This is a genomic window from Dialister invisus DSM 15470 (assembly GCF_000160055.1).
GTDB classification, from domain to species: domain Bacteria; phylum Bacillota; class Negativicutes; order Veillonellales; family Dialisteraceae; genus Dialister; species Dialister invisus.
This window is the reverse complement of sequence record NZ_GG698602.1, coordinates 257,004-268,879: the sequence shown is the minus strand read 5'-3', so window position 1 is coordinate 268,879 and position 11,876 is coordinate 257,004. Positions and strand designations below refer to the sequence as shown.

Sequence of the window (11,876 nt, the reverse complement as noted above, 5' to 3'; positions counted from 1 at the left end):
TATTAAATAGTTAATTATATGAGGAGATAAATGGAAGGGAAAGTTATTTATTTAACAAATGTAGACCGTCGTTTCTTTATGATGCGCAAAGCCTGCAGTGAATTAAAAAGAGAGGGGCTTGTTCCGGCGGAATATGAGACGCTGAAAGTAGAAAGTACTTCTTTATGGAGCAGAATCTGGGAAAAACAACTTGGCGATGCCGATTTAGTTATGATTCGTTTTATGGGAACGACTATCCGGACGATGTTTTGGGATAAATGTCTGGCGTTCTTTGCGGCTAAGTCGATTCCGTACTACATGGATGCTGCGGGATCTGCGGAGGAAGAGGCTCGGAACGGAGTGAGTGAAGCGGATGTTGAAAAGATTAAGCAGTATAGTTTTTACAGCGGAATCAAAAATTATAAAAACCTGTGGCTCTTTTTGCAATTTATAACGAATAAAGGCGGGGAGATGCCGGCAGAACCGTCCGCTTACTGCTGGGCAGGAATATATCATCCTGGACTGCCGGAACTGTGTACAACCGATTTGAGAAGATATAAAAAAATGTTCTGCAGAGAGGACCGGCCAACGGTTGGGATGATTTTTTACAGAGATGAGTGGATATGGGGAGATTTACAGTATCAGAATACGTTTATTCGCGAATGTGAAAGACAGGGGATGAATGCGATTGCCGTATTTACTAACGGACTTCCTGTTTCCGAAATGGGAATGCCTACGCTTAACCAAGTATTTCATAACTACTTTATGGCAGACGGGAAACCGGCAGTAGATATAATTGTCAATATTCTGAAGTTTTCTTTTACAGCATCAGGTTCTATCACAAAAGAGGAACTAAAAGAAATAAGCATTCCTGTTTTGGAGGGATATTCCTTAATCATGCCTGAACAGGAATGGGCGAAATCCAAAGAAGGCATGAATCCCGTGGAAATATCCATTAGTGTTTCCATGCCGGAGTTTGACGGAATTATTCATGGTGTACCTGTTGCGGCAAAACATATGAAGGAAAATGGAGAGGTGGAATATCTTCCCATTTCAGAGCGTATGGCTTTTATGGTTTCCAAGGCAAAAAAATGGGCGTTATTGCGCAGTAAAGAGAATAAAGATAAAAAAATCGCAATTATTTTCCATAATTATCCGCCCACTAACGCAAGCATCGGAAGCGCATTCGGTTTGGATTCTATTGAAAGTATCCGCCTGCTTTTACAGCGTATGAAGAAGGAAGGATACCGGGTTGATTTTATTCCTGAAGATACGGAGAGTTTTATTAAGACCTTAACTGCTCATGCGACAAATGACATATCCATGCTTACTGATAAACAAGTAGAAGAATGTAATAAAAATTTTTCTAAGGCGTATATTGACTTTTTTGCAACATTTCCTGAATCGGTAAAGCGACAGATGGAAAAAGACTGGGAAGAGGCTCCCGGTAAAGTTATGCTTGATGATTATAAAAACTTATTGGTTCCCGGAATTATGGACGGCAATATTTTTATTACCGTTCAGGCGCCTCGCGGCTATGGGATGGATCCTGCCAAGATTTATCATGATCCTTATGTAGCGCCTACTCACCAATATATTTCCTTTTATCAATGGATTCGTGATGAATGGAAAGCAGATGCCGTTATCCATGTAGGGACACATGGGAATCTGGAATGGCTTCCCGGAAAGGGAGCGGGGCTGGATAGGAAAAGTTATCCCGATTTGTCATTGGGGGATCTGCCTAATATTTATCCTTACCATATGACAATTACAGGGGAAGGTATACAGGCTAAAAGAAGAAGTGCAGCATGTCTGGTTGATCATTTGCCGGCACCACTTGCTGAAGCGGGTGTTTATGATGAGCTGGCGGAATTGGAAAAGATGATGGACGAGTATGCCCATTTTATGCAGATACAACCGGAAAATGCAGGCTCTTTGGAGCCGATGATCAGAGAACTTGCCGAAAAAGCCGAATTAGACGGGGAAATACCTTATGATGAGAACAAGCCTTTTCTGGAATATGTCGGAAAACTTCATCAATACCTTGAAGAATTGAAGAATGGTGAGGTCCATGTGGGACTTCATATATTGGGACAAGCACCCCAAGGAGAAATCCTTATCGATGAAATTCTCCAGTTTCTGCGGTTGGATAACGGGGAAATCCCGTCAATTTATGAAATATGGGCGGAAAAATATGACACCACTGTTGATGAAATCATTGGCAATGCAGGAAAGTTGCATCCCCGGTTTCAAATCACTTACAGTGAGCTGATGTCAAGAATACGTAATGAGACTAAAAATATTATAAAAATATTGGAGGCCTATGATTTCAGTGATGAAGGAATAGAAAAAGCTCTTCTTGAAACTTGTATATTTGAGGAAAATGAATCGTGGAAGAAGAAGTTGACAGGTATACTTTCCTATATATGTCATGACCTGATTCAGCGCTTATGGAAGACTGCGGAGGAAATGGATCATATCATGGATGGGCTCTCTTCGCGGTACATACTCCCTGGACTGTCAGGATCTCCTCACACCGGAGGAGTCAATCTTTTACCGAGCGGACGTAATTTCTTCGGCTTGGATCCGAGGACGCTTCCTACAAAAGCAGCATGGGAGCTTGGTAAAAGATTGGGTGATCAGGTCATTGAGCAGTATATTGCCGATGAAGGAAAATATCCTGAAAATATAGGAATGGTATTTTGGTCAGGCTCCAATATGCGCAGCCATGGTCAGTGTATAGCGGAATTTCTCTATTTTATGGGCATCAAACCCGTTTGGGAAAAGGGAAGTCTTCAGGTTAAACGGTTGGAAGTGATTCCCCTTTCTGAATTAATGCGTCCCCGTATAGATGTGACCGCCAGAATCAGCGGGTTATTCCGTGACACAATGCCTACTGTTGTCGAGCTGCTGGATAAAGCTGTTTTACTGGCAGCAGATCTTAATGAATTGGAAGATGACAACTATATCAAAAAACATATTTCCGAGGAAAGCAGCTTAATGGAAAAAAGCGGGATGACACATGAAGAATCTTGGCGGAATGCAGCATACAGAATTTTTGGTGATGCGCCGGGGACTTATGGTGCTGGGGTGTCGGCGCTTTTGGAATCCAAAAATTGGCAGACCGTCGATGATTTGGCTGATGTCTTTGTACGATGGGGCGGTCATGCGTATGGAGGAGCGGTAAAAGGTGAATATTCTCCGGAACTGTTCAGAAAACGGTTATCCGTTATGGATGTCACCGTAAAGAATGAGGATAATCATGAAACGAATATGTTCAGTTCTGATGATTATAACGCCTATCATGGAGGGATGATTGCTGCGGTAAGAAGTATACGAGGATCAGCACCCCATTCTTATGCCGGCGACAGTGCAGATCGGCTGCGTCCAAAAGTAAGGACAGTCCAGGAAGAAGCAAAGCGTATTTTTCGTATGGAGTCAATTAATCCCAAGCATATTAACGGTATGATGAATCACGGATATAAAGGAGCATCCGATATGGCAAAAATGGTGTCTGTCAGTTTCCAATGGGATGCGACAAGCGAGGTGATGGAAGATTGGATGTATGAAAAGTATGCAGAAAAATATGCACTTGATGAAAAGGTACAGGACTGGATGAAACGTGTAAATCCTTGGGCGTTGCAGCGTATTACCGAAACGCTTCTTGAAGCTGAAGCAAGGGGGCTGTGGAATGCAAAAGAAAAGACAATGAAGGAACTAAAAAATCTGTATTTATCCATTGAGGGAGAATTGGAAGGCGAAGGGGATGACAATGTGTGAAATTCCACCAATTCGAATGCTTGTGCTCACGTTAACCGGCCGATGTAATTTTAAGTGCCTTTATTGTTATGCTTCAGAGCAGGATCCAGTTGATATGACTGAAGAAACTGCCATAGCTGCAGTGGCTTTAGCGCATGTGTCGAAAAATCAATTTCTTCTCCAGTTTTCCGGAGGAGAACCGTTGCTGCAATTTCCTTTAATCCGGAAAGTAGTGGATTTTGTAGAGAAAAATCATGTGAATGCACAGATGCAGATACAAACGAATGGAGCTTTGCTGACGAAAGACATTGGAAAGTGGCTTTTTGACCATCATGTAGGAATTGGTATTTCTTGTGACGGTCGTCCTGAACTTATGAACAGCTTGCGTGTTTCAAAAGATGGAGACAGATCTTCGCAAAAAGTGATTCAAGCTTTCCAAAATCTGGGAGAGTCAAATATAGAGGCCGGAATTACTTGTGTCGTAACTGATGACACGGTAGAGCAGCTGGATGGGATTGTTGATATGGCATACTTTTATGGGAATGTCCATCAGATTGGTTTTGATATACTCAGAGAGCAGGGGCGCGGGAAAGGATTACATGCGCCCACTGCCGAGCAAATGGAAAAAGCTCTTGAAAGAACTGCAAAGAAAATGGATATGTTGGAAGAAATTACAGGAAAACATATTCATTTTACACAGGAAGATCGGGTGCGAATGCTGCAGAGGACGGGGAAGTATGAGTTTCCTCAATGTTTTGCTATGAATGGGGAAGCTGCTTTTGTGGATGTGCATGGTGATATTTATGCCTGTTCTTCACTGATGGGAAAGAGTGAATATAAATTGGGCAATGTGTATACAGGCAGGTGCCCGAAAAATGTCAGGAAGATAGGAACGTTCATTAGAAACTCTATGAAAGCGTGCAGAATGTGTGAGTATTTTTCACTTTGCGGCGGAGGATGCTTTTCCCGATGGCTTGATAAGAACGGACAAGTAAGGTGTTCAGAAGCAGAATGCGCATTAAAAAAATTTTTTGTTAAACGGTATCTGAAAAGACAGGAGAAAGCCATATGAAAAGACAGGGAGTATTTCCGTTTACTGCGATTATCGGGCAGGAAGAAATGAAGAAGGCGCTCATACTCAATGTGGTCAATCCCCGATTAGGCGGTGTTCTTATCCAGGGAGAAAAAGGGACTGCCAAATCTACCGCTGTCCGTGCATTGGCGGATTTATTACCGCCGCGGGAATGTATTCAAGGATGTCATTATCATGACGATCCTGAAAATAAAACAAACTGGTGTGACAGCTGTCACGAATTATATGACACCAGAAAACCTCCGGTAGTATTATTGCCTATGAAAGTGGTGGAATTGCCGGTCAGCGCAACAGAAGACCGTATCGTGGGAACATTGGACATTGAATTGGCGATACGGGAAGGACGTCGTAGTTTTGAAACAGGTATTTTGGCAGATGCGAACCGTAATATCTTATATGTAGATGAGATTAACCTTTTGGACGATCATGCTGTAGATATCCTTTTAGATTCGGCAGCTATGGGAATTAATACAGTGGAGCGCGAAGGAATTTCCTATTCTCATCCTGCGCAGTTTTCTCTTGTAGGAACAATGAACCCGGAAGAAGGGGACATCCGTCCACAGTTATTAGATCGTTTCGCATTATCAGTCAAGGTTGCGGGGGAACAAAATCCGGAGAAAAGGGCGGAGATTGTAAAACGCCGATTGGCATATGAGGCGGATTCGGAGAAGTTTATTGCCGATTGGAAAGAGGAACAGGAAAAAGAAGTGGGGAGGATAGAGCAGGCTATAAAATTGCTTCCACGGGTTATGGTTTCTGACAGTTTACTGCTTCTTGCCGCTAAAATATCTATATTGCTCGGTGTTGATGGGCATCGGGCAGATATAACATTGATTAAAACAGCAGAAACGATAGCAGCTGTTGAAGGGCGTACAGCAGTAAACAGGGAAGATCTGAGAGCGGCGTCAAGGATGGTGCTCCCGCATCGTATGCATCGCCGCCCGTTTGAAGAACAAACATTGAATTGGGAGCAGGTGGATCAGGTTATTGATGATGAGACGCAATAATTTTCCTTTCTCCGCTGTATTGGGACTAAATCATGCAAAAACAGCCATACTTGTTGTGCTGGTAAATCCTCGCGCCGGTGGTCTTTTGATTTCCGGACCTCAAGGCATTGGTAAATCTACACTGATGAGAAGCACACAGGAACTGATTGAAAGACCGTGGCGGGATATACCGGTAAGTGTTACCGAAGACCGGTTGTTTGGTACCATTGATACTGAAAAAGCCATTTACAGCGGACAGAAAAAACTGTATCCCGGAATTATTAATGAAGCGGATCAAGGTGTGCTCTATTTAGATGATGCTAATTTATTGCGGGAGGATTTGCTGGATTCTATTTTAAATATTGCAGAAGTTGGGGCGTATCAGCTTGAACGGGATGGATTATCACTGCGGTGTGATACGAGTTTTACCGTTATTGCCGCGATAAATCCGGAGAGCGGGATGCTATCCGGGGCTTGTTTGGATCAGTTTGGGCTTTTCGTAAATGTTGACAATATCCATGATGAAAATACACGTGTTGAGATATTAAAACGTACTATTTCTTTTGAAAAGGATTGTGCGTCTTTTTGTAAATTATGGAAATTGGAAAATGAAAAAATAAAGAAGGCAATACATTCTGCAATGTCCTTGCTGCCCAAAGTGGTTGTTTCATCGGCCATGATACAGTTGGCATCGGTATATGCATTAAAAGCACATGTATCCGGACATCGGGCGGATATCTATTTAATTGAAGCGGCACGAGCATTGGCTGCCTTGGCAGAAAGAAGATATGTATTGCCTAAGGATCTGGAAAAAGCGGCGGAATTTGTACTTCCCCACCGTATGAGAAAGAACTGGGAAGAGGAACTGCCGCAGTCTGATGAACTGGAAGATCCGGATAAAAACAATACAGAGAAAGATCAGGAATCCGAAAATAACGATCCTGGTGATGATGGAGAGGATCCAAGCGGGAATCATATTGTTGAAGCGATGGGGAATGGGGGTAACAATGATGAATCATCATCGGATATGCCGGAATTTCCGCAGGGGGCGGATGATGAAAAAGTAGATTCCGCAGATTTACATGTAACTCTTCCTCCGCTCTGGATACAGAACGAGAAAAAACAATTTACCCCCAAAGGCAGTGGAAAGAGACATATAACGAGAAGCGATGAGAGACAGGGACGGTATGTAAAAGCCGGTATTCCTAAGGGTGAAACACATGATATTGCAATTGATGCCACACTCCGCGCAGCGGCACCCCATCAAAAAGGCAGACAATCCAACGGATGCGCTGTGGTCATCCGTCATGAGGATATCCGGCGGAAAGAAAGGGAAAAAAGGACAGGCAATATATTTTTATTTCTTGTTGACGCAAGTGGATCTATGGGTGCCCGTGAACGGATGAAAGCGGTTAAGGGGGTGGTATTTAAAATGCTGGCGGATGCTTACCAGAAACGTGATAGAGTGGGTATGATCGCATTTAGGCGGGATAGGGCGGAAGTCCTTTTACCGATAACACGAAGTATAGAATTTGCACAAAAGAAGTTAGCAGCACTTCCTACTGGCGGTAAAACACCACTTGCCCAGGGGCTTATAAAAGCGGAAGATATGCTCGACAGGCTTTACAAGCAGGATCCGTTGCAAGATCCGGTGTTAATTTTGATTACTGATGGGAGAGCAACTAATTCGCTTAATAAAAATACGGATCCCGTGAGAGATGCATTGTCAGAAGCAGAGCGGATTGGACATCGGCATATGCTGGCCGCAGTAATTGACACAGAATCGGGTTTTATCAAACTGGGACTTGCAAAAGAATTAGCTCAGAAAATGGGTGCATCGTATTTTCATGTAGACAAGATAAGCGAAGATCGTTTGCTATGTATAGGGCGGCAAACAGCTTATGAGCGAGGACAGCATGATTCGTAGCATATTATTTTTTTTCGCAGTGATCTTTTCGGAATTGTTTCAATTAACAGTTTATGGGAACGAATCAGTTCAATTGGATGTACAGTTCCCTTACAGTTTGAATGGAGAAAAACATAAAATAATACCCGCGGGGAGTACACAAATTTTATTCTTAAATATTGAGAGCATAAATCTTCCGAAAGAAGAAACGGCCGATATTAAAGTGACTCTGCCAAGTGGTATCCATGCACTGAAAATGGAGGGGTGGAGCACGACAAAAGACAATGTGATTACAGCAAAGTGGAGGCTGCCGGCCAACTATGGACAAGTCTTTTCGGCTATTTCTCTTTTTTGTGATAAGGATTTAAAAGAAGGAAATTATATGATTCCTGTAGAAATTCGTTATGGAGATAAAGAATTTCTACAAAAAATTGATTTCAGTATTGGCGAAAGTGAGGTGCCCACTGCGGAAGCTTCTGAAGAAAAGAAAAATTCTACTTGGTATATACAACGTATCATTGTCCCTGTAGATGAAGATGGAAAAGTTGATCAAAGAGAAGCAAAAGATATATTGTATGTACGGGATGTGACTCTTGAGAACATAAGGAATCGGCTTATAGGAAGCAAGCCCGCAGATTGGCCGTCATTATTGAATACGCCGGCAGCGTATATTCTCCTTGAAATGAGAAATCCGAATAAAGATACAAGAACACTTCATTTCGTGGCAGAACTTGTGGACCGGCCCGGCGGTGAAGTGAAGAAGGGATTAATTTCAGTCAGGACTGAAGATGGAGGTATCGGCTGGAGTGATGAGAACACTGATGCTATGGAAGCATCTATAGGTCTTTTGCCGCAAGTAAGCCAACCAGTTATCATGCCGCTTTATATAAACCCATTCACTATTAATGAAGGCAATTATAATTTACGGATTACTTTGACTGATGGAAATACATCAAAAGTAACAGAAGTTCCGTTGACAATTGTGAAAAGAAAAAGTACAGAGATATTTGCCATCGGTTTTGCCGGGGCTTGCGTAGCATTTGTAATGGCATCCTTTAAAAAGCTGAAGAAATGTACTATCCGGATTGGCGCACGGGGAGATATTACAGTGGCTCTTTTTGCCGCGCTTGCTTTTGGCGGTGTTGTTGTACCCGTAACTTTGCTGGGAGACTTTTTTCATGTTATCTTAGGGCCGTTTTCGGGGCTTATAACAGGGGTCTTAAATGGTATTGTGCAATACCTCCTTTTAATGGCGTTGTTAATTTTATTCAGGCGTCCCGGTGTATTATCGTTGTTTTTCCTGATGCGTTGGCTCCTGTCTGCCATACTTTTCGGGCGTGTTACATTGGTGGGAATCCTGATTTGCTCAGTATCTATTGTTGTCTTAGAGTTTGTGCTATGGGTTTGGGGATTCTTTAAAAAAGAAGTAATCACGGAACAATACGCTGTTTTGATTGCGGTAATGATAGGTATAGCTGATGCGTCTATTACCTTTATAAACATGCAGCAGATGATGTTCTTTTATCGTTTATACTATGCCGATTGGTTTATTGCCCTCTATATGCTGGTTAATGGGATTCTATACAGCAGTATTGGTGCCTGGATGGGGTATCGCATGGGAGAGAAGCTTAAGCAGGTGATGGGAACATGATTTTAGATATTCAAAATGTATCTTGCCGATATACTTCCAGAGAAAAGGATACGCTTACAGGAGTCAATCTTCGTATAGAAGAAGGAGAAATGGTGCTTATTGCAGGTAGATCCGGATGTGGAAAATCCACTTTAGTAAAAGCGGTGACAGGACTGCTGGATAAAGAGGATGGTTCTATAGACGGGAAAATCTTTTTGGATGGAAAAGATACGGCAGCGATGTCCGCGGAAGAGATAGGCGTTTTAGTAGGAACGGTATACCAAACACCGGACGATCAGATTTTTGCGATGACCGTTGCCGATGAAGTGGGGTTTGCTCTTGAAAACAGAGGAATAAAAGCTTCTGTTGTTAAAGAGAAGGTTAAGGAAGTTCTTGCACGCACGGGATTGGATGGGATGGAAGAAAGAAGTATTCATGCGCTTTCCGGCGGACAAAAACAGCGGCTTGCCTTAGCATCCGTATTAGTGACAAAGCCGAAATTGCTTATTCTTGATGAACCGGTGAGCCAGATGAATCCCCAGGGAGTGCAGTCTTTTCTTGAATTGTTAGTTTCTTTGCAGAGAGAAGAACATATGACCATTGTAGTTGTTGAACATAGGGTCAATGAGTTGGCTGCGTGGTTTCCTCGTCTTTGTGTTATGCATAAGGGGCATTTTGTATATGATGGATTAATGGATGAATCATGGTATATTCTGGATAAAAATGATGGATATGGAATTCGTGAACCGCAAAGCGTTAAATTGGGAAGATTCATGAAATTGGAAAAATTATCTTACTCGCTGAGAAAGACTGCGGAGGAAATAAAGCGAGCAGGTATAAAATTCCAAAAATCCATAGAGCCATGTATAGCAGAAGATAGTAGTGATAAGTTGATTTTAGAAGGTAAAAATATCACTTACAGATATCCCGGTGCGGATTCTGATACATTAAACGGATTGAATTTTAAAATCAAGAAGGGATCTATCAATGCACTCATGGGGTTTAATGGCGCAGGGAAATCAACACTCATGAATATCTTATCGGGATTGGAGGAGCCTTCCTCAGGGAAAATTTTAATTCATGGGAAATCGATAGGGAAGCGGAGAGAATATATTGGATATATGCTGCAGGAAGCAGATCTGATGCTCCTAAATGATTCAGTTCGGGAAGAATTGTTGTGGAATAATAAAACAATGACAGAAAAGGAATTGGATATTTTATTGCACAAGCTTCACGTATATCATTATCGGGATGATTTCCCGCTTGCCTTATCAAAGGGGCAGCGCCTTCGCGTCGTCTTGGGAGCATTACTTTCACGAAGAGACAATGAGCTTCTTTTATTAGATGAACCGACAGCGGGACAGGATCAAAAAAGTCTTGAAAATCTCAGTATGCTCCTTTCCTATGCAGCGGAGCAAGGAAAAACAATATTTTTTTGTACGCATGATATTGAATTGGCATCATCACTGGCAGATCGCATCTTTGTGCTGGCACAAGGACATTTTGTAGCGGTGGGGGCACCTCATGAAATATTCAGTAATAAAGAAGTTCTTAGAATGGGGGGATTATCCATGCCACCGATGCTTGAATTATCGGAATACCTTGGTATAGATCCCTGTATAACAGTAAAGGAGGTGATGTGCCATGTCCTTTAGGCAATTATGGGAAGGTACGAACAATGATACTTTCTTTTCACGGTTGGATGGAAGGACTAAATTGTGTGTCCTGTTTCTTTTTGCTCTGATTATGGTTATCGTGGATAATCCACGGACATTATTTATTTTGTTTTCTATAAGTATAGCGCTTCATATAGCTGCGGGAACACCCGTATATAAGTGGAAGGTGCTTGCGGTATTTATTTTATTTGGGTTGTGGGAATCTGTTGCCAGCCAGGCATTGTTCTTTGCACAAAATCCACGTACTCCTATTCTTATGCTGATCAGTCCTGCATTTCCTGTTCTAGGTGCACTGACCGACGGACTTTATATTTATCAGGAGGGAATCGTATATGGTGCGATACAGGGAATGAGATCTGTATCTATGATTGCATTGGGGCTGCTTGTATGCTGGACCAGCGATCCTCGCCAGCTTTTAAAGGGGCTCTCATCCTGGCGTCTGTCGCCGCAAATATCCTTTATGCTGGTAACAGCCATTCGATTTTTTCCTGTATTGGCCTCTGAAGCTGGTGAAGTTATTATTGCGCTGCAGCTGCGCAGTCATGGGAATAAAGGGAGAACCCAGATTATCCGACATTTGCCATATATAGTGAAACCTCTTTTGGCGAGATGTATCAGGAGATCCCAAACTCTGGCGCTTTCTGTTGTCAGCAGGGGGTTGTTTCTGGCAAAACAGCAGAGTTATGGAATCTGGGATTTGCGGGAAAAGGCAGTATGTCTGTTCCTAATGGGGACTATTATGGCAGCCGGTATCAGCAAGCTCATGTATGCACTGTCACAGCAGGGGATTTATTTTGGCGCGCTGCGTATAGTTTATGATTGGACAAAATTATATCTATGAAAAAGA

Annotated in this window: 7 protein-coding genes; all 7 read left to right on the top strand. The window is 42.5% G+C overall.

The annotated features are described in order from the left end of the window. Positions 1 to 30 precede the first annotated feature (30 nt). The 7 genes from cobN to GCWU000321_RS01250 are packed head-to-tail and all read left to right on the top strand — an operon-like array spanning position 31 to position 11,870. Positions 31 to 3,759, top strand: coding sequence for a cobaltochelatase subunit CobN (gene cobN, locus GCWU000321_RS01280; RefSeq protein WP_007069255.1), 3,729 nt, complete (start codon positions 31 to 33; stop codon positions 3,757 to 3,759). Further along, positions 3,746 to 4,810 (top strand): radical SAM/SPASM domain-containing protein, encoded by a 1,065-nt coding sequence (locus GCWU000321_RS01275; RefSeq protein ID WP_007069254.1) that lies wholly within the window; start codon positions 3,746 to 3,748, stop codon positions 4,808 to 4,810. Before cobN ends, GCWU000321_RS01275 begins: the two co-directional genes overlap by 14 nt. Beyond that, entirely contained in the window at positions 4,807 to 5,838 is a 1,032-nt protein-coding gene (locus GCWU000321_RS01270; protein WP_007069253.1) for a magnesium chelatase ATPase subunit I, read from the top strand. The genes GCWU000321_RS01275 and GCWU000321_RS01270 overlap by 4 nt, the downstream gene beginning before the upstream one ends. Next, complete coding sequence (locus GCWU000321_RS01265) at positions 5,822 to 7,744, top strand: VWA domain-containing protein (RefSeq protein ID WP_007069252.1); 1,923 nt, start codon at positions 5,822 to 5,824, stop codon at positions 7,742 to 7,744. The genes GCWU000321_RS01270 and GCWU000321_RS01265 overlap by 17 nt, the downstream gene beginning before the upstream one ends. Continuing rightward, positions 7,734 to 9,374: a hypothetical protein gene (locus GCWU000321_RS01260; protein ID WP_007069251.1), complete on the top strand. Its 1,641-nt coding sequence runs from the start codon at positions 7,734 to 7,736 to the stop codon at positions 9,372 to 9,374. Before GCWU000321_RS01265 ends, GCWU000321_RS01260 begins: the two co-directional genes overlap by 11 nt. Beyond that, positions 9,371 to 11,008 carry an ABC transporter ATP-binding protein gene (locus GCWU000321_RS01255; protein ID WP_007069250.1) on the top strand — a complete coding sequence of 546 codons (1,638 nt, stop codon included), beginning with the start codon at positions 9,371 to 9,373 and terminating at the stop codon, positions 11,006 to 11,008. The genes GCWU000321_RS01260 and GCWU000321_RS01255 overlap by 4 nt, the downstream gene beginning before the upstream one ends. Continuing rightward, on the top strand, positions 10,998 to 11,870 hold the full coding sequence (locus GCWU000321_RS01250; protein ID WP_007069249.1) for an energy-coupling factor transporter transmembrane component T family protein: 873 nt from the start codon (positions 10,998 to 11,000) through the stop codon (positions 11,868 to 11,870). Before GCWU000321_RS01255 ends, GCWU000321_RS01250 begins: the two co-directional genes overlap by 11 nt. Positions 11,871 to 11,876 lie beyond the last annotated feature (6 nt).

Bases quoted from the DNA above. Each gene is read 5' to 3' on its own strand.
- GCWU000321_RS01275 (WP_007069254.1), top strand. From the start codon at position 3,746: ATGACAATGTGTGAAATTCCACCAATTCGAATGCTTGTGCTCACGTTA.
- GCWU000321_RS01250 (WP_007069249.1), top strand. From the start codon at position 10,998: ATGTCCTTTAGGCAATTATGGGAAGGTACGAACAATGATACTTTCTTT.
- GCWU000321_RS01260 (WP_007069251.1), top strand. From the start codon at position 7,734: ATGATTCGTAGCATATTATTTTTTTTCGCAGTGATCTTTTCGGAATTG.
- GCWU000321_RS01255 (WP_007069250.1), top strand. From the start codon at position 9,371: ATGATTTTAGATATTCAAAATGTATCTTGCCGATATACTTCCAGAGAA.
- GCWU000321_RS01270 (WP_007069253.1), top strand. From the start codon at position 4,807: ATGAAAAGACAGGGAGTATTTCCGTTTACTGCGATTATCGGGCAGGAA.
- GCWU000321_RS01265 (WP_007069252.1), top strand. From the start codon at position 5,822: ATGATGAGACGCAATAATTTTCCTTTCTCCGCTGTATTGGGACTAAAT.
- cobN (WP_007069255.1), top strand. From the start codon at position 31: ATGGAAGGGAAAGTTATTTATTTAACAAATGTAGACCGTCGTTTCTTT.